This window comes from Marinobacter sp. MIT932201, assembly GCF_047123295.1.
Lineage (GTDB): Bacteria > Pseudomonadota > Gammaproteobacteria > Pseudomonadales > Oleiphilaceae > Marinobacter > Marinobacter salsuginis.
On record NZ_CP138917.1, the window covers coordinates 2500574 to 2521251 of the forward strand.

At 57.5% G+C, this 20678-nt stretch carries 23 protein-coding genes and 2 tRNA genes; 3 read left to right on the forward strand and 22 right to left on the reverse strand.

The window, feature by feature from the left end:
- Window positions 1-30: 30 nt before the first annotated feature.
- Window positions 31-909, reverse strand: coding sequence for a 4-hydroxy-tetrahydrodipicolinate synthase (gene dapA, locus SIC15_RS11410; protein WP_412535955.1), 879 nt, complete (start codon window positions 907-909; stop codon window positions 31-33).
- A 74-nt stretch (window positions 910-983) separates the two neighbouring features.
- Here dapA and SIC15_RS11415 point away from each other — a divergent pair, with 74 nt between their 5' ends.
- On the forward strand, window positions 984-1451 hold the full coding sequence (locus SIC15_RS11415) for a peroxiredoxin (RefSeq protein ID WP_069183430.1): 468 nt from the start codon (window positions 984-986) through the stop codon (window positions 1449-1451).
- A 7-nt stretch (window positions 1452-1458) separates the two neighbouring features.
- Here SIC15_RS11415 and SIC15_RS11420 read toward each other — a convergent pair whose 3' ends face one another.
- Both SIC15_RS11420 and SIC15_RS11425 read right to left on the reverse strand, forming a co-directional pair.
- The gene (locus SIC15_RS11420; protein WP_069183429.1) at window positions 1459-2538 is read right to left on the reverse strand and encodes an AI-2E family transporter; all 1080 of its coding nucleotides are present in this window, start codon (window positions 2536-2538) and stop codon (window positions 1459-1461) included.
- Between the two features lie 16 nt (window positions 2539-2554).
- Window positions 2555-2782: a sulfurtransferase TusA family protein gene (locus SIC15_RS11425; RefSeq protein WP_069183428.1), complete on the reverse strand. Its 228-nt coding sequence runs from the start codon at window positions 2780-2782 to the stop codon at window positions 2555-2557.
- 165 nt (window positions 2783-2947) lie between these two features.
- Here SIC15_RS11425 and SIC15_RS11430 point away from each other — a divergent pair, with 165 nt between their 5' ends.
- Window positions 2948-4420, forward strand: coding sequence for a M48 family metalloprotease (locus SIC15_RS11430; RefSeq protein ID WP_412535956.1), 1473 nt, complete (start codon window positions 2948-2950; stop codon window positions 4418-4420).
- On the opposite strand, the gene nadA is transcribed toward SIC15_RS11430, so the two are convergent.
- The 15 genes from nadA to aspS all read right to left on the reverse strand — a co-directional run bounded on the left by nadA (window position 4421) and on the right by aspS (window position 16351).
- Window positions 4421-5482 (reverse strand): quinolinate synthase NadA, encoded by a 1062-nt coding sequence (gene nadA / locus SIC15_RS11435; protein WP_069183426.1) that lies wholly within the window; start codon window positions 5480-5482, stop codon window positions 4421-4423.
- Between the two features lie 190 nt (window positions 5483-5672).
- A tRNA-Lys gene (locus tag SIC15_RS11440) sits at window positions 5673-5748 on the reverse strand.
- 67 nt (window positions 5749-5815) lie between these two features.
- Window positions 5816-5891 (reverse strand) — tRNA-Lys (locus SIC15_RS11445).
- An 85-nt stretch (window positions 5892-5976) separates the two neighbouring features.
- Entirely contained in the window at window positions 5977-6717 is a 741-nt protein-coding gene (ybgF, locus tag SIC15_RS11450) for a tol-pal system protein YbgF (protein ID WP_412535957.1), read from the reverse strand.
- A gap of 16 nt (window positions 6718-6733) precedes the next feature.
- On the reverse strand, window positions 6734-7306 hold the full coding sequence (gene pal, locus SIC15_RS11455; protein WP_069183424.1) for a peptidoglycan-associated lipoprotein Pal: 573 nt from the start codon (window positions 7304-7306) through the stop codon (window positions 6734-6736).
- 67 nt (window positions 7307-7373) lie between these two features.
- Window positions 7374-8654 (reverse strand): Tol-Pal system beta propeller repeat protein TolB, encoded by a 1281-nt coding sequence (tolB, locus tag SIC15_RS11460; protein WP_412537611.1) that lies wholly within the window; start codon window positions 8652-8654, stop codon window positions 7374-7376.
- Between the two features lie 49 nt (window positions 8655-8703).
- Window positions 8704-9684, reverse strand: a complete 981-nt coding sequence (gene tolA / locus SIC15_RS11465; RefSeq protein WP_291907402.1) for a cell envelope integrity protein TolA — start codon at window positions 9682-9684, stop codon at window positions 8704-8706.
- Window positions 9685-9763: 79 nt separating this feature from the next.
- Window positions 9764-10210, reverse strand: coding sequence for a protein TolR (gene tolR, locus SIC15_RS11470; RefSeq protein ID WP_412535958.1), 447 nt, complete (start codon window positions 10208-10210; stop codon window positions 9764-9766).
- A 46-nt stretch (window positions 10211-10256) separates the two neighbouring features.
- Complete coding sequence (tolQ, locus tag SIC15_RS11475) at window positions 10257-10946, reverse strand: protein TolQ (protein WP_209397040.1); 690 nt, start codon at window positions 10944-10946, stop codon at window positions 10257-10259.
- Between the two features lie 3 nt (window positions 10947-10949).
- Window positions 10950-11411, reverse strand: coding sequence for a YbgC/FadM family acyl-CoA thioesterase (locus tag SIC15_RS11480; protein ID WP_412535959.1), 462 nt, complete (start codon window positions 11409-11411; stop codon window positions 10950-10952).
- Window positions 11404-12435, reverse strand: a complete 1032-nt coding sequence (gene ruvB / locus SIC15_RS11485; protein ID WP_136632189.1) for a Holliday junction branch migration DNA helicase RuvB — start codon at window positions 12433-12435, stop codon at window positions 11404-11406. Before ruvB ends, SIC15_RS11480 begins: the two co-directional genes overlap by 8 nt.
- Before the next feature lie 132 nt (window positions 12436-12567).
- Window positions 12568-13197, reverse strand: coding sequence for a Holliday junction branch migration protein RuvA (gene ruvA, locus SIC15_RS11490; RefSeq protein WP_136632178.1), 630 nt, complete (start codon window positions 13195-13197; stop codon window positions 12568-12570).
- Window positions 13198-13227: 30 nt separating this feature from the next.
- The gene (gene ruvC / locus SIC15_RS11495) at window positions 13228-13755 is read right to left on the reverse strand and encodes a crossover junction endodeoxyribonuclease RuvC (RefSeq protein ID WP_069183419.1); all 528 of its coding nucleotides are present in this window, start codon (window positions 13753-13755) and stop codon (window positions 13228-13230) included.
- 18 nt (window positions 13756-13773) lie between these two features.
- Window positions 13774-14517, reverse strand: a complete 744-nt coding sequence (locus SIC15_RS11500) for a YebC/PmpR family DNA-binding transcriptional regulator (protein WP_412535960.1) — start codon at window positions 14515-14517, stop codon at window positions 13774-13776.
- A gap of 25 nt (window positions 14518-14542) precedes the next feature.
- Window positions 14543-16351 (reverse strand): aspartate--tRNA ligase, encoded by a 1809-nt coding sequence (aspS, locus tag SIC15_RS11505; RefSeq protein ID WP_209397034.1) that lies wholly within the window; start codon window positions 16349-16351, stop codon window positions 14543-14545.
- 337 nt (window positions 16352-16688) lie between these two features.
- Here aspS and fabR point away from each other — a divergent pair, with 337 nt between their 5' ends.
- Complete coding sequence (gene fabR, locus SIC15_RS11510; protein WP_069183416.1) at window positions 16689-17306, forward strand: HTH-type transcriptional repressor FabR; 618 nt, start codon at window positions 16689-16691, stop codon at window positions 17304-17306.
- A 12-nt stretch (window positions 17307-17318) separates the two neighbouring features.
- Here the strand turns inward: fabR and SIC15_RS11515 are convergent, their stop codons facing one another.
- From SIC15_RS11515 to tadA, 4 genes are read right to left on the reverse strand one after another with little or no spacing between them, the layout of a single operon-like run.
- Window positions 17319-17753, reverse strand: a complete 435-nt coding sequence (locus SIC15_RS11515; protein ID WP_412535961.1) for an HIT domain-containing protein — start codon at window positions 17751-17753, stop codon at window positions 17319-17321.
- A gap of 23 nt (window positions 17754-17776) precedes the next feature.
- A complete protein-coding gene (locus SIC15_RS11520) occupies window positions 17777-19120 on the reverse strand; it encodes a UDP-glucose dehydrogenase family protein (RefSeq protein ID WP_412535962.1) in 1344 nt (447 codons plus the stop codon).
- A gap of 30 nt (window positions 19121-19150) precedes the next feature.
- Window positions 19151-20146 carry a UDP-glucose 4-epimerase GalE gene (galE, locus tag SIC15_RS11525; protein WP_412535963.1) on the reverse strand — a complete coding sequence of 332 codons (996 nt, stop codon included), beginning with the start codon at window positions 20144-20146 and terminating at the stop codon, window positions 19151-19153.
- A 9-nt stretch (window positions 20147-20155) separates the two neighbouring features.
- On the reverse strand, window positions 20156-20659 hold the full coding sequence (tadA, locus tag SIC15_RS11530; protein ID WP_412535964.1) for a tRNA adenosine(34) deaminase TadA: 504 nt from the start codon (window positions 20657-20659) through the stop codon (window positions 20156-20158).
- Window positions 20660-20678 lie beyond the last annotated feature (19 nt).

Genomic DNA, 20678 nt, shown 5'->3' on the forward strand with positions numbered 1-20678 from the left:
TACTCCGGGGCTGGGATGATTTAAGCAAACTCAGAGTACACCTGAGGCCTTGAGGGCATCTTCCACTTCGCTATGGAACTTTTCGCTGAGCGGTGTCAGCGGCAGGCGGATGCCCTCCCCGATCATTCCCATTCGGTGAAGCGCCCATTTAACCGGAATCGGGTTCGCCTCAAGGAACAGCTTCCGGTTGAGCGGCATGAGCAGTTCGCTCAGACGCTCGGTCTCTTCGCGGTTTCCTGCTACGGCCGCTTCGCAGAGCTGGGCCATGGCTTTCGGAGCTACGTTGGCAGTCACAGAGACGTTGCCTTTGGCACCCGCGAGCATCAACTCAGCCGCGGTGGCGTCATCACCGGAGTAAACCGCAAGACGGCCATTCAAGGCTTCGATCAGTTCAGCACCGCGGGGAATATTGCCCGTGGCGTCCTTGATACCCACGATGTTCGGGATATCAGCAAGCCGCAGCACGGTCTCGTTCAGCATGTCGCAGGCAGTCCGGCCGGGCACGTTGTACAGCATCTGGTTCATGCCGGGGACGGCTTCGGCGATGGCTTTGAAATGCTGGTACAGGCCTTCCTGGGTCGGCTTGTTGTAGTAGGGAACAACGAGCAGACAGGCATCGGCGCCAAGCTTATGGGCTTCGGCGGTCAGTTCAATGGCCTCACGGGTGCTGTTACCGCCCGTGCCCGCAATAACCGGGATGCGACCATTAACGCGTTTGATGATGTGGCCAATGGTCTGGCAATGCTCTTCCGGGTCGAGCGTTGCGGATTCGCCAGTGGTGCCCACAGCCACAATGCCGTGCGTGCCGTTTTCAATATGAAAGTCTACCAGCTTGTCCAGATCCTCCCAGTGAATATCACCGTTTGGATGCATGGGCGTGACCAGTGCGACAAGGCTACCCGTAATCATAAAAGCTCCGTCCGAATAAAACCGATATGGTAATGTTGGGCACGAACTGACACAAGGGAATTAAAGGAGATGTCATGCCATCCGTTGAGTTAAACAAACCCGTTCCGGATTTTGAAGCGCCGGCTACCGGAGATCAGACCATAAGGCTGGACAATCTGAAGGGTCAGAATGTGGTAATTTACTTCTATCCGAAGGACAACACCCCTGGCTGCACCACCGAGGGCCAGGACTTCCGGGATCGGATGAAACAGTTCGAAGAGCTGGACACGGTTATTCTTGGAGTATCCAGGGACGGCCTGAAAGCCCACGAGAACTTCCGGGCCAAGCATGAGTTTCCCTTCCACCTGATTTCAGACAAGGACGAAGCCCTCTGCAACCTCTTTAACGTGATCAAGCTGAAAAAGCTCTACGGCAAGGAGTACATGGGCGTCGACCGCAGCACCTTCCTGATTGATAAGGACGGCGTGTTGAGGGCGGAATGGCGTGGCGTGAAGGTCAAAGGCCATGCGGACGAGGTTCTGGAGGCCGTACAGGCGCTTTAGGCGCCTGTCAGGTGTCGCTGGTTTCGGCCAGCGGCGCAGACTCCTTCACCGGCCAGGCGGCAAATACGGCCTTGAGCATGGTTGCCAGCGGAATAGCAAAGAAAACACCCCACAAGCCCCAAATGCCTCCGAAGAACAATACTGCAACGATAATGGCGACCGGGTGCAGATTGTTTACTTCCGAGAAGAGAATCGGAACCAGGACGTTACCATCCAGCGCCTGAATAACACCGTACACTACCATCACCCAGATAAACTGGCTGCCCCAGCCGAAGGCGAACAGTGCAATCACCGCAACAGGGATGGTGACAACAGCGGCGCCAATGTAGGGAATGACCACGCTCAGCCCCACCAGCAGGGAAAGCAACGCAGCGTAGGGCATGCCCAGTAACTTGAAGGCAATGTAGGTGGCGCCCCCCACGATCAGGATCTCAACCGCCTTGCCGCGCACGTAATTGGCACACTGGAGGTTCACCTCGTGCCAAATCTGCAGCATCATCGGACGCTGGGGTGGCAAAAGCCGGGCAATGGAATTCAGCAGCACTGCCCTGTCCTTCAGGAAGAAGAACACCAGAATCGGTACCAGCACCATGTAAATCAGTAGCGCCACAAGGTCCGGAATGCTGGACAGCGAGAACGACACCAACCATTGGGTCATGTGCCCCACTTCGGTGCTCACCTGACTGTATACGGTGCTGACAGCCTCTCCAGAGATCAGGTGGGGGTACTGTTCCGGCAGCAGCTCAAGATAGGATTGGAGCTCCCGGATGATACGCGGTGCTTCACCTGCCAGGTTACTCAGCTGCGTCCAGATCAGCGGAAGCAGGCCAAACAGGAAGCCGACCAGTACGCCGAGGAAAACCAGGAACACGCCAATGATCGAAACCGTCTCCGGCACGCCGAGCTTGTTGAGCTTGGTAACCAGGCCCTGCAGAATAAAGGCGACAATGAGCGAGGCAATGGCCGGCGCAAGCATGGCACCGAACCAGATAACAAAAACGGTTCCTGTCACCAGTATCAGGAACAGGATGACCGCTTCTTCATCCGAGAAGTATTTGTGCGCGAGACCGCGTAATGTCCTGATCATTTACAGCTCCGAATTCTTAACCGCCGCACTTTATCACAAACCGGTACTGCCCGGCGGTTTCGGAACTGCTCATTAGCTTGTGATCAGACAGTTGCAGAAAGGCCGGAATATCCCGTGCGGAACCCGCGTCTGTTGCGATCACCTCGAGTTCTTCACCGGGCGCCATGCTGTTAAGCTCCAGTTTTGTTTTCAGCAAAGGCATCGGGCAGCGCAACCCGGAGGCGTCAAGCGTTCGATCAACCATACTAGCGATACACTCTCGCGAAAATTATAAGCGGATTTAACAAGCGGGCATTATGCCGACAGTGATAATGTATTGCATCACAATCCTCTTCAAGCAGGGGGTCAGAACTTTTTATCGTAAACCGCTGTCAAACCGGCGACTCAGACCACAGGCACCCGGCACTACATGATTGTTAATCAACCCCGACCCCGAACGCTAGCGGGACTGGCGGTAACCGCCTTTCTGGCACTGTTGCTTGCTGCATTACCGGGCCATGCCCAGGAAAGCAGACTACCTAGCATAGGTGGCAGTGGCGGAGGCCTGATTGCAGGCCAGCAGGAATCGGATATCGGCCAGCAGGTCATGGTGTCTATCCGCCGATCAGCACCCCGGATAAGCGACCCCTTGGTTTATGACTACCTCAGCGCTATCACCTATCGCCTGGTTCCCTCGGCGCCCCTGCAGAATCGGGACCTGACCCTGGCGCTGATAGATAGCCCGGCAATCAACGCCTTCGCCGTGCCCGGTGGCATTGTTGGCGTCAACGGGGGTTTGTTCCTGAATGCCGCTACCGAGCAACAGTTTGCCTCGGTACTGGCGCACGAGCTTGCCCATCTTAGCCAGCGGCACTTTGCCCGGCGCATGGAACAGCAGGAAACCAGTGCGCCGCTCACACTGGCAGGCATGATTGCCGGCATTGTGTTGTCGGCGGTCACCCAGTCGGATATCGGTTTTGCGGCCATTGCAGGAACCCAGGCTCTGGCGGCCCAGAACATGCTGGCTTATAGCCGGGCCCATGAGCAGGAAGCCGACCGGGTCGGCCTCGACATTCTGGCCAGTGCCGGCATGGATCCCCGCGGCATGCCGGAAATGTTCGAAATCATGATGAGGCAGAACCGGATGCAGGGAAATCGCCTACCTGAATATCTGTCGACGCACCCGTTGACCCAGAGCCGTGTGGCCGACACTCGCAGCCGAGCCGAACAGTATCCGGACGAAAAGATCCGTGATGGCCAGGAATATCACCTGATGCGCAGTCGGCTACAGGTGCACTACGCACCCTCAGCCGATGTCGCGGTGGAAACCTTCGAAGCCTACCTGGATAGAACGGATGTTCAGAGGAATGACGCTATCCGGTACGGCTTGTCCGTGGCCTATCTTGAGAACAGGCAGTACGACAAGGCGGTGGATATACTGGAAGACCTTCTGGCCAGGAATCCCGGCCGGATCACCTTCCAGGTGACTCTGGCAGAAGTAAGGCTGGCGCAGAATCGTATGGACGATGCGCGGGCTCTACTGAAAGACGCGCTGGCAAGAAATCCGGGTAACTACCCGATCACCCATACCCTGGCACGCACCGAAATAGCTGACAGCAATGGTGCCGCAGCGGCTGAGTACCTCAAACAGCTGACTCGCCAATTCCCGGCGCAGGAACATCTGTGGCTTAAACTGGCCGAGGCCGAGGGTATGGCAAGAAACATCGTCGGCGTGCATCGCGCACGGGCGGAGTACGATGTCTTGATGGGTGATCTGGAGTCTGCCCAGCGTCAGCTCCGGCAGGCACAGGAGAAGTTGCCAGCAGGGGCACCTCAGCGACAGGTTGTGACTGAGCGGCTGGCCGAAATCACCAGCCGCCTGCACGCCCGGGCCAACAGCTGATCAGGCGTTACCTGCCGCCTTGAGATTCATGTTGGCGGTAAAATCCAGCATACGCTGAAGCGGCTGCAGCGCTTTTTCCCGCAAGCCAGGGTCCACAAGCACTTCCTGATCACCCTGCTCCAGTACCTGCAGCAGATTCTGCAGGCCATTCATGGCCATCCAGGGGCAATGGGCGCAGCTCCGACAGGTAGCGCCATTGCCTGCGGTAGGCGCTTCAATGAGCGTTTTGTTCGGAGCAAGCTGCTGCATCTTGTAGAAGATGCCGTTGTCTGTGGCAACAATGAACTTTTCATTGGGTAACGTCTGCACTGCGTGAATCAGCTGCGAGGTTGATCCTACGACATCCGCCATCTCAACGACGGCATCCGGGGATTCCGGGTGGACCAGCACCGCTGCATCGGGATACAGGGCCTTGAGATCCTCAAGCCCGCGATACTTGAACTCTTCATGGACGATGCAGGAACCATCCCAGAGCAGCATATCAGCGCCCGTGGTTTTCTGAACGTAGTGCCCCAGGTGCTTGTCCGGCGCCCAGAGAATTTTCTCGCCGCGGGTGTCGAGGTCTTCAACAATTGCCTGGGCACAGCTTGAAGTAACCACCCAGTCTGCCCTCGCCTTCACCGCCGCCGATGTGTTGGCGTAGACCACAACCGTACGGTCCGGGTGCTGATCGCAAAACTCGGCGAATTCGTCGGCAGGACAACCCACGTCCAGAGAGCAGGTAGCCTCAAGGGTTGGCATCAGAACACGCTTCTCCGGGTTCAGTATTTTCGCCGTCTCACCCATGAAACGTACGCCAGCAACCACGATGGTCGAAGCTGGGTGCTGATTGCCAAACCGGGCCATTTCGAGGGAATCCGCAACACAGCCACCGGTTTCCTCGGCAAGACGCTGGATATCGGGATCGGTGTAGTAATGAGCTACGAGCACCGCATCCTGCTCCCGCAGGGCCGACTTGATACGAGCTTCCAGTTCGGATTTTTCGTCCTCGCTGAGCGGCTTCGGCTCGGCGGCATGGGCCAAGTGTTCTTGAACGAGGATACGGTCTTCGGCGTATGTCATTACTGCGTCTCTGTGTTGCGTTAACCGGGGCATTATAGCATTCGAACCCGGCCTTAATATTTCTGAAACAGGGCTATCACAAAGTTGTGATTTCGTTTTCTGTCACCTGTTTACCTAGGTAGGAACGTATACGCAAAAAAAAAGAGCCCGGAGGCTCTTTTTTCACAAAAACCCGCAGGTTTCTGTTATTTGGTGGGTCGTGAAGGATTCGAACCTTCGACCAATTGGTTAAAAGCCAACTGCTCTACCAACTGAGCTAACGACCCTGAACTGCGACTGAAGCCTGAGCTCCAATCCATACCGAATGACTCAGCCTACCCGGTATTTCGTATTTGGTGGGTCGTGAAGGATTCGAACCTTCGACCAATTGGTTAAAAGCCAACTGCTCTACCAACTGAGCTAACGACCCAAACGAGGCGCATATAGTAATGATTTTTGGCCGTTGATCAACCCCTTTTTCTCAGGTTTCTCAACATTTTTGCCACACTCGGCAATCAGCTGTTCCGGGACTCCAGAAACTTTCGGGCCAGGTCCGCAGCGCTGCTGGACGGGTAATCCTCGATCACCGTTTGCATGCTGCGCCGTGCCTGCTCTTTTTCCCCCAGACGATCGTGAGTCACGCCCAGCTTGTAGACGGCATCCGGTGCCTTGCGGTGATCAGCGAAACGGGTGGCAACAATGGTGAACGCCTGTTTTGCCTGCTCGAGTTGAGGCTTGACCAGATATACCTCACCCAACCAGTAATAGGCGTTTACCGTGAGATCGCCCTCCGGATACTCATCGATAAACTCGTATATCCGGCTGATGGCCTCATCGTATTTCTTCTGGTTACGGATCAGGTCCTGAATCTGTTCGTAGGCCTTTCGCTCTTCAGCGCTCGGCTGACGATAATCCCTGGCCTCCGGAGCAGACGCTGTCGAACCAGGACTGGTGCTGGCTTCCGGCGCCGGCTGCGATGCAATCTTTTCCGACAGGTCCAGAATACGCTGGTCCAGATCAATGTAACGATCGCGCCCCTGCTGCTGCAGGCGTTCGATCTGGTGTCTCTGCTCCTCCACTTCACCCTGAAGCCGCCTGACTTCGCCCTGAAGCTGCTGGATCATGTAGAAGAGCTCAGACGTCGCCTGACTGTTATTGGCGTTTCGCTGAGCGTCCTGAGCTGATTGCGCCAGGGCAACCCCCGCCTGCCCAATGGCAAGCGGGAGAACCACTGTCGCCATGAGGAATTTTCTCATGGTCCTTCCTGTGTGATTACTCAAACACGAGTTCCACACGACGGTTCTGGGCCCACGCGCTCTCGCTGGAACCCATCACTGCCGGCTTCTCTTCACCATAGCTTACGGTTTCGAGCTGGCCACGTGAAGCGCCATTGACGATCAGGAAGCGCTGTACCGCGTTGGCACGACGCTCGCCCAGAGCCAGGTTGTATTCCTTGGTGCCGCGCTCATCGGCGTGACCCTCGATACGCACATTCTGACCCGGGTTATTGGCGAGGAAGCGGGCATGGGCTACCAGCACGTCACGGGCTTCCTGTTTGATTTCAGCAGTGTCGAAATCAAAGTAAAACACGGTAATTTCGCGAAGCGCCTGCTGCTCCGCCTGTTCACGGGCGGCCATGCGCTCTTCCTCGGTCATGGCTGAAGAGGAAACACCACCCTGGTCATCACCGCCATAAACCGTGGAACCACCTTCCTGATCAACAGCAGCGACATCGGAACCGTACTCACCGCCTTCCTCAGAGGTGCCACCGGTGGAGCTACAGCCAGCTACCAGGCCAACGGACAACAACAGTGCAAATGCTTTTGATTGAGCCGAGAAATTCATAGTTTCTTCCTTTCAGTTAGGTCATGTGATCAGTTTGAAAATTGCCAACGCCGATAAAGCCCGGCGATCAGCGAACTAAAGGTCCCCAGGCCGGCTCACGGACATCGCCTTCGGATGCCGGCAAGCTGTAGGCTGCCCCGCCATCCGCAGATATAACCGTGAGCACGTTACTTCCATTCTGCCGCGTGGCATAGATCAGCATCCTGCCGTTGGGTGCAACGCTGGGAGACTCATCAGATTCCGTACGGGTGAGGATCGTTTCCTCCCCGGTTTTCAGTTCGGTACGGGCAATGTGAAACGCCCGATCCCGCTGGTGCACGTAATAGACGTATTTGCCTTCATTGTCGGGCCTGGGCCGGGCATTGTAGCGGCTGCCAAAGGTGATACGACGAGGCTCTGCACCCGGTGTTTCCATATGGTAAATCTGGGGCCCGCCTGAGCGGTCCGAGGTGAAGAAAATACCCTTGCCACTGGCGTCGTAGCTCGGTTCGGTATCAATAGCCCAGTGGTTGGTCAACTTGGTCAGTTGCCGACCATCGAGATTCATCCGGTAGACTTCGGCGTTACCGTCCTTCGAAAGGGTCATCAGCAGCGACCTGCCGTCGTCGGACCAGGCTGGGGCCGAATTCAGGCCCGGAAAATCAGCCACCTTGGTGCGCTGGCCGGTTGCAAGTTCATGCACGAAGATTACCGGCTTTCCGGTTTCAAAAGAGACATAAGCCAATTTTTTACCGTCCGGGGACCAGGCGGGGGACAGAATGGGCTCCTGGCTTTCAAGGCGTATCCGGGCACGTTTTCCATCAACATCGCTCACCTGCAGCCGGTACCGGGGCTTGCCGTTAGCGGTATCCAGCGTCACGTAAGCCAGCTTTGTGGAAAAGGCACCGGGTACACCGGTGATCGCCTCATACACTTTGTCGGCGATGTAATGGGCCAGAGAACGAGTGTTGGAAGCAGGCGCCGCCGCCGTCTCCCCGAGAATCCGCTCCTCGCGGTTCACATCGAACAGTTCATACCGCGCCTCCACACGGTCGCCGCTTCGGGTGAGCGAGCCGACCAGTACATAGCGCTGACCGAGCAGACGCCAATCCCGGAAATACACTTCTTCCCGCCGGGACGGCAGGCTCAGCATCTTTTCTGGAGGTAGAGTACGGAACTCGCCCGTCATGGTCAGATCGGCCTGGACAATGCTGCCAACTTTGTCTCCAGCGGGCATCTGCCCGGACTCGGCGAAGGGCACCACTGCCACGGGAATGGCGGAATCCGCACCTTCGGTAATCCGGATCAACAGCTCGGCACGGGCTCCTGAAACTGCGGCAAAGATCAGGGCGAAGGCGACGAGTAGCATTCTGGACGGTTTGTGCCAAATCCGATGTGTCATGGTGTTATCCGCATCCTTATCTCAACCGACGTGGGTTGAATTCAATCGTAAACTGTCGGAAATACCGTTCAAAGGTATCCCGATCATTCGGTATCGGGTAACGGCTCAGCGAGCGCACGGCTCCCAGAGCGGAATTATCGAAAGCCGTGTTGCCACTGCTGGTAACCAAACGTACTCCTGCAAGCTCACCAGTTGGCAACAGGGTAATCTGGAGCCGCGCGGTCATATCTTCCGTGGCCGAGGATGGCGGATACCACGCCTGGCTCAAACGCTCGCGGATCAGCGCCTGGTACTTCTCGCTCTCCGACAGCATCTGAGCTTCCCGGGCTTTTGCGGCAGCCGCCTCCTGCTGGCGACGCGCCTCTTCTTCCCGAGCTCTTTGGGCCGCCTGCGCCTGGGCCTCCAACTGCTGTTCGCGAAGCTTGCGCTCCGCCTCAAGACGTTTGCGCTCGGCTTCCTGGCGTGCCAGTTCTTCCTGGCGCTTGCGCTCAGCCTCTTCGCGTTTCCGTTGCTCTTCCAGCCGCCGCTTCTCTTCTTCCGCTTTTCGCTGGGCCTCTTCCTGACGACGCTTCTCTTCCTCGGCTTTCTGTCGCGCCCGTTCCTTGGCTTCCGCCTCTGCCTTTTTCCGCGCCGCTTCCTCTTCACGCGCTTTCCGGGCTTCCCGTTCCCTCGCCTCGGCTTCCTGGCGTTCCTGCTCCTTCTGCTGCTGCAGTCGCTTCTGCTCTTCCTGGCGCTTCTGCTCGGCGATACGACGGGCTTCTTCCTCTTGCCGCTGCCGCTCAGCCTCTTCCCGACGTCGCTGTTCCTCGGCCCGACGCTCCTCGTCGCGCTTCTGTTGATCGTCTGGTTCAACAACCGGGCTGGGCTCCGGCTCCTGTTGGGTAATCAAACGTGCCGATATGCTTCGGGGTGGCGGCTCGTGGTCGGTACTGGTCCACGACCAACCCGCCAGCGCAATACCCAGAATCAACGCATGCAGCGTGACCGAGAGCGCCACCGGTGATTTCCACGGTGCCATGCCGGTTGTGGTTACGTCCCGCTCGTGATCTCTCACAACACTCCTGCCCGCACCACTGTCAATTGTCTTCCCGAGGTGATTCGGTGATCAGGCCGATACTGCTCGCCCCGGCACCCTGTAATTCCGCCATCAATCTGACAACGGTGCCATAGGGAACGTTTTCATCACCGCGAACCAGAATCTCACTTGAAGCACGCTGCGAAAGAATCTTGGAGATCTGCTCCCGTAAATCCCCCAGGGTCATGGGGTCACTGCCCTCATCACCGATTTCGACGTAATAGGCACCGTTTGCATCCACGGAAACAATGATGGACTCAACATCCTTATCTGCCTGGATCGGGTCCGAGGTTGTCTGGGGCAGATCGACCTTGACCCCCTGGGTCAGCATCGGCGCGGTGACCATGAAAATAATCAACAGCACCAGCATTACGTCAATGTACGGAACCACGTTGATCTCCGACATTGGTTTGCGCTTGTTTTCCGGCATCATTCCCATGCCTTTCATAAAGCAGCGCTCCTAAGCTGATCTACGCCCATGAATTTCCGTGCCATCATGCGGCGCCCTTTTCGCTCTGGTGCACCCGGCGATGAAGAATGCTGGAAAATTCATCGGCGAAGGTTTCATAGTTTTTCAACAGGGCATCGGACATGGCCGAGAAACGGTTGTAGGCGATAACCGCCGGTATTGCGGCAAACAGGCCCATGGCAGTCGCAATCAGGGCCTCGGAAATACCGGGCGCTACCGTGGCCAGCGTTGCCTGCTGAACCTGAGCAAGGCCGCGGAAAGAATTCATGATGCCCCATACAGTACCAAACAGACCGACGTACGGGCTGGTGGAGCCCACCGTAGCCAGAAACGGCAGGCTTGTCTCAAGCCGCTCGTGCTCCCGCGAGAACGCCACACGCATCGCCCGCTGGGTGCCCTCCATAACCGCATCGGCGTCCCGGCTCTGCTGACGCAACCGGGAAAACTCCTTGAAACCGGCCCTGAACAGGGATTCCATGCCGGAAAACGGCGTCGGGTCGGCATTCACCTCCCGATAAAGCTGCCCCAGATCCATACCGGACCAGAAACGCTCTTCAAACGCCAGTTGCGCCCGTTTGGCCTTGCGGAATACCTGCAAGCGCTGGAATATGAGTGCCCAGGACATGATCGACGCCAGGGCCAGCAAAAGCATGACCAGCTGTACCAAGACACCGGCATTCGCAATGAGGTACCAGACTGAAAGTTCTGAATCCACTTCTTACTCCTGGCTCGTTCTGTTTATCGTTTCATTAGGCTGGACATTCTTGGCCAGCAATTCCTGCATGTTTTCGGGCAAACGCCGCGGGCGTCCGGTATCCAGCGCAACGCAGGCGACCCGGACATTACTGTCACTCAAAAGCTTGCGGTCGGTGGCCCGCATGACCCGCTGCCGAAAGTCCATCCATACCCGGCCGAAAGCCACCGGTTCGGCGGTGACAAGCAACTCGTCATCAAGCTTGGCAGCAACAGCATAGTGAATATCCAGCCGCTGGACGACGTAACTGATATTCTCTGCCAGACCCGCCCTGAGACCTACCCCACAGCTTCGTACCCACTCGGTGCGGGCCCGTTCCATGTAATGGAGATATTTGGCGTGAAATACGATGCCGCCCGCGTCGGTGTCCTCGATGTAGACCCGGATCGGCAGCTCGAATCCTGCCTCTGGCGCCTGCTCAACCAAAAAGATCGTCCTCCCTGCCCGACTTCGGCGGAATGACACCAAAATGCTGATAGGCGTTGGAGGTTACCATCCTGCCCCTGGGCGTCCGGACCATGTAGCCCTGCTGGATCAGGAAAGGTTCAAGCACATCCTCGATGGTGCCACGCTCCTCGCTGATAGCTGCAGCAAGGCTCTCGACACCTACCGGGCCACCATCGAACTTTTCAATCATGGCCAACAGCAGCCGGCGGTCCATGTGGTCGAAGCCCTGATTATCCACTTTAAGCATGTTCAGGGCCTGATCGGCAATGTCAGAAGTAATGCGACCGTCGGAGCGAACCTCCGCAAAATCGCGGACTCGACGCAACAGACGGTTGGCGATACGCGGAGTACCCCGGGACCGTCGCGCAATTTCAAACGCGCCTGCTTCATCAACGGCTACCGACGACAGACGCGCGGAGCGCAGAATGATGCTGGTGAGATCTTCTGTGTTGTAAAACTCCAGCCGCTGGACAATGCCGAAGCGGTCGCGCAGCGGCGACGTCAGCAAGCCAGCCCGGGTCGTAGCCCCGACAAGGGTGAACGGAGGCAGATCCAGCTTGATGGATCGGGCAGCCGGGCCCTCACCAATCATGATGTCGAGCTGGTAATCTTCCATCGCCGGATAAAGGACTTCTTCGACGGCGGCGCTAAGACGGTGGATCTCATCGATGAAGAGAACGTCACCTTCTTCAAGGTTGGTCAGCATGGCCGCCAGGTCACCGGCTTTTTCGAGCACCGGACCAGAGGTTGTCTTGATGGACACGCCCATTTCGTTGGCGATGATATTGGCCAGCGTGGTCTTACCCAGACCAGGAGGCCCAAAAATCAGTACGTGGTCCAGGGCCTCCTCGCGGCCACGGGCGGCGGATATGAAAATATCCATCTGTTCACGGACCGTGGGCTGGCCAACGTATTCAGCCAGCAGGGTCGGGCGAATGGCCCTGTCCTGTACTTCCTCGTATTCACCGGCCCGGGCCGAGATCAACCGGTCGGATTCGATCATGGCATCACCCATAGTGTGGGAATCAACATCGTGCCTCACGTTTGCCCGCTATTCCAGCGCAGCCCCAATTGTACAAAGGGGTTTGCAGGTGTCACGTTACGCTCTCTACAGGTTCACGACAGGTTTTCGCGATCAGGCCGGTATCATATTTCGTAGGGCCAGTCTGATGAGGGTTTCGCTGCTCATGCCCTCTTCGGCGACTTTGCTGATGGCCTTTGCGGCCTCCTGTGGCTTGTAACCCAGAGCAATCAATGCGGCTTCCGCTTCCTCGGTAGCCGCCGGGCCGCCAACCGGACCCTGTCCGTCCACTTGCCCCAATCCTGTCGTCTCAGGCGACGTTGGCACAAATTGCCCTTCAAGTTGCCCTATCCGGTCTGCCATTTCAATAAGAAGCCGTTCGGCGGTCTTTTTGCCAACACCCGGCAGCTTGACCAGTGAGGCGGAATCGCGATTTTCGACGCATCGTATAAACTGCTGGGCGTCCAGACCGGAAAGAATGCCAACCGCCAGTTTCGGGCCAACCCCGTTAACCTTGATCAGGAGGCGAAAAAGGTCCCGGTCCAGGCTTGAGGCAAAGCCATAAAGACTCTGGGCGTCTTCCCGGACGGCAAAATGGGTGTGCAGGGTCACTTCATCGCCGGTTTCCGGCAGATGAAAGAAGGTGGTGTAGGGAATGTCGACTTCGTAGCCCAGACCCGCGCATTCAACCAGCGCCTGGCCCGGAGACTTTTCAACCAGAATACCTCGGATACGACCAATCAAGCTGAATCTCCTGTCGCTCCTGGGAGCGGTTTATTGTTGTCGCACGCGACCGCTTCGGACCTTTCCGGCGCCACTGGCGACCCGCAGAATACTCTGGCTCATGTGGGCATGGCACAGGGCAATGGCCAGTGCATCGGCCGCGTCGGCCTGGGGTTTGCGTGAGAGCGAGAGTAACACCTGAACCATGTGCTGAACCTGGGATTTGTCAGCGCCACCCTTGCCGACCACCGCCTGTTTGACCTGTCTCGCCGAGTATTCGTGAACCGCCAACCCGCTGTTGGCGGCACTGACGATGGCTGCGCCGCGGGCCTGGCCGAGTTTCAGTGCAGAGTCCGGGTTCCGGGCCATGAACACCTGCTCGATGGCGAATTCTTCCGGCCGATACTCACCGATCAGAGTGGCAAGGCTCTGGAAGATGGTCTGGAGGCGCTCCGCCATCGGCTTCTCCCCCACCCGGATACACCCGCTATCGATGTACTCGATATGGCGACCATCCGCCCGAATGACGCCGTAACCGGTAATTCGTGACCCCGGATCAACGCCCAGAATTATCGCCACATCAATGCCCCTGACTGGTCAAAGCGATTCCATGATCTCGCCGGAAATATCCGCGTTGTGGTAGACATTCTGGACATCGTCCAGATCTTCGAGCATATCAATTAGCTTCAGGATGGTTTCTGCGCCGTCCCGATCCAGCTCAACCCGCGTGGCCGGAACCATGGTTACTTCGGCATTGTCCGGTACCAGCCCGGCATTGACCAGCGATTCCTTGACGTCCAGAAACTGCTCGGGTGTGGTGACAATTTCCCAGGATCCGTCGTCCTGGCCTGCGAGGTCTTCGGCGCCAGCATTGAGAACGGCTTCCACCAGCCTGTCCTCTTCCCACTCCGGACCGTAGCTGATGATGCCCTGTTTGGTGAACAGGTAGGCTACCGATCCGTCGGTCCCGAGGTTGCCACCCATCTTGTTGAACGCGTGGCGTATCTCGGCAACAGACCGGTTTTTATTATCTGTCATGACTTCCACGAATATCGCCACACCACCCGGGCCATAGCCTTCGTAGGTCAGCTCTTCGTAGTTGTCATCATCGCCACCACCGGCGCCACGTTCTACCGCGCGCTCGATGGTGTCTTTTTTCATATTGGCGGTGAGCGCCTTGTCGATGACCGCGCGAAGACGGGGGTTATCATCAGGATTACCCCCGCCCTGGCGCGCAGCTACCGTCAGCTCACGAATGATTTTGGTGAAGATCTTGCCCCGCTTGGCATCCTGTGCCGCCTTGCGGTGCTTGATGTTGGCCCACTTACTGTGACCCGCCATACAGCTCCTCTCTTAAATCATTGACTTACTGGTTGCCCTCGCCGGCTTCCGCCTTATTGCCTTCAACCGGCTTTGACGGCTTGCGCAGACGGATATGCAACTCACGCAGCTGCTTCTCGTCCACTTCGCCCGGCGCCTGAGTCATCAGGCAGGTGGCGCTCTGGGTTTTCGGGAATGCGATGACGTCACGGATGGACGTAGCGCCGGTCATCAACATGACCAGACGGTCCAGGCCGAACGCCAGACCACCATGGGGCGGGCAGCCGAACTTAAGGGCATCCAACAGGAAACCGAACTTGGCGCGGGCTTCTTCTTCACCGATTCCCAGGATCCGGAACACCGCTTCCTGCATTTTCTCATCGTGAATACGGATGGAACCGCCACCCAATTCGGTGCCGTTCAAAACCATATCATAGGCACGTGAGAGCGCGTTGGCCGGGTCTGCAGCCAGCTCTTCCGGGCTGCAGGAGGGCGCGGTGAACGGGTGGTGAATCGCGGTGAGGCCGCCGTCCGGAGTCTCCTCGAACATCGGGAAATCCACAACCCAGAGCGGTGCCCACTCGGACGTCAGCATGTCCAGATCGTGACCGATCTTGATGCGCAGTGCGCCCAGGGCCTCGTTGACCACATTGGTCTTGTCCGCGCCGAAAAACACGATGTCACCGTCTTCGGCACCCACGCGCTCCATGATAGCGAGCGCAACGTCATCACCCAGGAACTTGATGATCGGGGATTGCAGGCCTTCTACGCCCTTGGAGAGGTCATTGACCTTGATGTAAGCCAGCCCTTTGGCACCGTAGATGCCTACAAACTTGGTGTAGTCGTCAATCTGCTTGCGAGTCAGCTCGCCACCTTTCGGTACGCGCAAAGCGGCTACACGGCCTTTCGGATCTTTTGCCGGGCCCGCGAATACCTTGAAGTCCACGCCTTCAACCAGATCGTTCACATCCAGCAACTCAAGCGGGATCCGCAGATCCGGCTTGTCGCTGCCATAACGCTGCATGGCCTCGGCATAAGGCATCTGCGGGAAGGACGGAAGCTCTACATCCAGAACATCCTTGAACAGCGAACGGATCATGTCCTCGTTCAACTTCATCAGGGTCTCTTCGTCAATAAAAGAGGCCTCAATGTCCACCTGGGTAAACTCCGGCTGACGATCCGCACGCAGGTCTTCATCCCGGAAACACTTGGCAATCTGGTAGTAACGGTCGACACCAGACACCATCAGCAGCTGCTTGAACAGCTGCGGCGACTGCGGCAGTGCGAAAAAAGAACCCTCATGGGTACGGCTCGGCACCAGGTAATCCCGCGCACCTTCCGGCGTAGCACGGGTCAGGATGGGCGTTTCCACATCCATGAAGCCGTTGCTGTCCAGATAGTTACGGATGTAGCTGGTTACCCGGGAACGGAAACGCAGGCGGTTGATCATTTCCGGGCGACGCAGGTCTACAAACCGGTAGCGCAGACGCACGTCCTCGCCAACGTCGACATGCTCATCCAGCGGGAACGGCGGGGTCGCTGCGGCGTTCAGAATGCTCAGCTCCTTGCCCAGAAGCTCAACCTGCCCGGTCGGCATGTTGTTGTTTTCTGTGCCAGCAGGACGGCGACGCACCCGACCGGTTACCTTGATCACGAACTCGCTACGGACTTTTTCCGCAAGCGCAAAGCTCTCAGGGGTATCAGGATCAACAACCACCTGAGACATACCATCCCGATCCCGCAGATCCAGGAAGATAACCCCACCGTGGTCACGGCGGCGGTGGACCCATCCGCAAAGTGTGACTTCCTGATCGATGTGGGATTCGTTAATCCCACCGCAATAATGACTGCGCATACCGGTTCCCGTTACGTTTAATGTGTTCGTTTATCACAGATGTCTGGGCAAGCTGGTGGCGATGGCTTTCCGAAACCGTGCGGAGCCATGGATGGCGGAGCCGAGCGTACATGGATGTATTCACAGCGTGTTTCGGAAAGCCATCGCCACCAGCTTGCTTGCAGCATGTCTGGATCGCAAAAATTAACTCGCGACCTTACTCGAAAAGCCGCCCATTATAAACACAATGACGCTGAAAATCAGGCGCCCCTGGAGCGTAAATTGGAAGGCAGGATGACTGCCGGGTTTTAGAGGGCTAGAATGCTGATTTTTAACGGCATAGCGATGGAGTCTCACCTTGGCAACCAGAGCGGAGCAGAAACTGAAAACGCGGCGGGCACTGATGGATGCGGCGCTTTCGCAACTGAGTGCCGATCGGGGCTTTGGGAGCCTGAGCTTGCGGGAAGTTGCCCGGGAGGCGGGCATCGCTCCGACGTCCTTCTACCGGCACTTTGCGGAGCTTGATGAACTTGGGCTGGCGTTGGTGGATGAGGGCGGTGTAGCGCTCAGGCAACTGATGCGTCAGGCCCGCAAGCGGATTGCCCGGGACGGTGGCAGCGCCATTTCGACCTCTGTGGAAACCTTCATGGAGTATCTGGGCAACAACGCGAACCTGTTCCGGCTGATGCTCCGGGAGAGAACCGGGGTATCCAAGCCCTTCCGGACGGCGGTGAAGGCCGAGATCGATCATTTTGTCACGGAACTGGCGGATGACCTCCGGCGGATCGCCGATGAGCAGAACAGACCGCTTTCCGAGGCAAGGCTGGTGGCCGAGGCCATGGTGACACTGGTGTTCAACCAGGGTGCCGAGGCACTGGACGCGACGTCGAAAGAACGCGAAGAGCTTAAGGCCAAGCTGAAAACCGAGCTCAGGATGATTCTGGTCGGCTCCCAGACTCTGGCAAAGCGCCCGTAATCTGAACGGGCTTTAAACGCCCGATTTCAGTTCCGCCAGCACCGGCGCCAGCCGTTGCCGAACCTGCTCCAGCTCCTCATCGGTATAAGGTACCGGCGCCTGCTTGCCCCAGATCGGACCCGGCCAGGCCGGATCGCCCTCGAATCGCATGATATGATGAAGATGAAGCTGGGGCACCATGTTGCCGAGGGCCGCAACGTTCATCTTGTCACCGCCAAAGACCTCCATCATCGCTTCACTGAGCGCCGAGGACTCGCGGACCAGCTGGTGCTGCTGATCCGCCGATAACTGGTAAATCTCCCGGATCCCGGCAACCGCCGGAACCAACAGAACCCACGGCCAGGTACTGTCGTTCATCAACCGGATTTCACACAGCGAGGTGCTTCCAAGGCCCATCGTGTCGGCCTCCAGTCGCTCATGTAACCGGAAAACCGCCGGTTCACTCATGATTCCCTCCCCATTATCTGGATTTACTCCGAGTGGAACTGCGTGCGGCCACGGCCGATGGCGTAGTAGATAAGGCCGTAACGTTCCAGCATCTCTGGCTCGTAGAGATTGCGGCCGTCAAAGACCACAGGCTCGCGAATGGTCGCAGCAATGGATTCAAAGTCCGGCGAACGGAATTCCTTCCACTCGGTGCAAATCGCCAGCACGTCTGCGCCCTTGAGCGCCTGCTCTTTGGTGCCGCAAAGAGTCAGGCCATCCTGGTCACCATAGATTCGCTGGGTTTCTTCCATCGCCTCGGGATCAAAGGCCTGCACCCTGGCACCCGCCTTCCAGAGATCTTCCATCAAGGTGCGGGAGGAAGCTTCACGCATATCATCGGTATTGGGCTTGAACGCGAGTCCCCAGAGCGCAACGACCTTGCCATTCAGATCGCCGCCAAAGTAATGGCTGATCTTGTCGAACAGCACGTGTTTCTGGGCGTAATTCACCCCTTCCACAGCATTCAGCAGGCGGGCTTCATAACCACAGTCACTGGCGGTTCGGGCCAGGGCCTGAACATCCTTCGGGAAACAGGAGCCGCCGTAGCCGCACCCCGGGTAGATGAAGTGGTAACCGATCCGCGGGTCGGAACCAATACCCCGGCGTACGGCTTCGATATCGGCACCCAACCGCTCTGCCAGATTGGCTATTTCGTTCATGAAGCTGATCTTGGTGGCCAGCATCGAGTTGGCCGCGTATTTAGTGAGTTCCGCAGACCGCAGATCCATAAAAATCATGCGATCATGATTGCGGTTAAACGGGTAGTAGACTTCCCGCAGAAGTTCCGCCGCCCTCTCGCTGTCGGTACCAACAACAATTCGATCAGGTTTCATGAAATCGTTGATGGCAGCGCCTTCCTTGAGGAACTCGGGGTTGGACACCACATCGAAATCCAGCTCCAGACCACGCCGATCCAGCTGGGCGCGAACCGCAGCCCGAACCTTGTCGCCGGTGCCAACGGGTACGGTCGACTTGTCGACCACCACCTTGTAGTCCTCCATATGCTCGCCAATGGAGCGCGCAACCGCGGTCACGTACTGGAGGTCCGCAGAGCCATCTTCGTCCGGAGGCGTACCCACGGCAATAAACTGCAAGTTTCCGTGGCGAACCGCTTCTTCTGTATCGGTTGTGAAGGACAGGCGACCCGCTTCCACCGTATGTTTGACGATGCTGTCAAGGCCTGGCTCATAGATGGGAATCTGGCCATTCTTGAGCTTTTCGATCTTGCCCTGGTCCACGTCCATACAAAGAACGTTATGACCAACATCCGCCAGGCATGCACCAGTCACCAGGCCCACATACCCTGTTCCAAAAATCGTTATTTTCATCCTTTAAATCCCGATACAAGTACTGAAAGGTTATTCGGTGTCGTCGGCTTTTTTCTTCTGCCAGATCGCTTCCCACGCCAAAGCGGTGCCGACAATGGTATCCAGATTGTCGTAGTCTGGCTGCCAGCCCAGGGTTTGGCGAATCAGGGTGTTGTCCGCCATGAGCCCTGCCGGATCGCCGGCGCGCCGGTCGGTTTCGGTAACCGGGAAGTCAACGCCGGATTGCGCCTTGACCACATCAATCACTTCCCGAACCGTAAAGCCGCGACCATAACCGCAGTTCATGACCTTCGAATGACCACCTTCTGCCATGTAGTCCAGCGCCATCACGTGGGCCTTGGCCAGATCTTCCACATGGATGTAGTCGCGAATGCAGGTGCCATCCCGGGTATCGTAGTCGGTACCAAAAATACTCATTCCGTCACGCTGGCCGGTCACGCACTCGCAGGCGACCTTGATCAGATGCGTGGCTTCAGGTGTCGCCTGCCCCAGCAAGCCTTCCGGATTGGCACCCGCAACATTGAAGTAACGGAGAATCACGTAGTTGAGACTGGAGGCCGCAGCCAGATCCATAATCATCCGCTCGCTCATCATCTTGGACGCGCCGTAGGGGTTGATCGGAGCCAGCGGCAGGTCCTCGGTGAGCACCGTTTGCTCAGGCATGCCATAGACGGCCGCAGTAGAGGAAAACACCATGTACGGTACGTCGTGTTTTTCGACCGCTTTCAGGAGGTTCAGGGTATTGCGGGTGTTGTTGCTATAGTACTTCAATGGGTTGGCAACAGATTCGGGCACCACAATATTGGCCGCAAAATGCAGAACCGCTTCAAACCGGTGACGGGAAAACAGATCCTCCACTGCCGCTTCATCGGCCAGATCACCAACCACCAGTTCGCCAGCAGTCACCGCCCAGCGGTAGCCTGTGGAGAGGTTGTCGAAAACGACTATGTCGTGACCGGCCTGGCCCAGCTGGCGAACCACATGACTGCCAATATACCCGGCTCCGCCGGTAACGAGGACTTTCATAGGCGAGAACTACTCCTTCCCTGAATTCTGTTTGCGCAGACGCCGGATCTCTGTCCGCCGCCGGCTGAAAAACTCACTGATCACCCGGCTGCACTGATCGGATAGCAAACCGCCAACGGCAGTCACTTCCCAGTTCAGATGGGGCTCTTCAAGCGTTCGGCGTGCGGACTTTACCGCTCCGGCCTTGGGCTCGGCTGCGCCATATACTAACCGACTGATGCGGCCATGAACGATGGCGCCCACGCACATAGTACAGGGCTCAAGAGTAACGTAAAGCGTGGCATCGGGCAGCCGGTAATTGCCGACTCGGGCAGCAGCATCGCGCAGGGCCCGGATTTCCGCGTGGGCAGTGGGATCGCATCCGGAAATCGGCGCATTGAATCCGGCACCGATTTCCTTGCCATCCAGAACCACCACTGCGCCAACAGGCACTTCGCCTTTTGCTGAGGCCTCACCTGCCAGCTGCAGAGCGCGATTCATCCAGTATTCGTCTTCCGCTGCCACCTCAGACATCGGACCCAGTCATCTGACG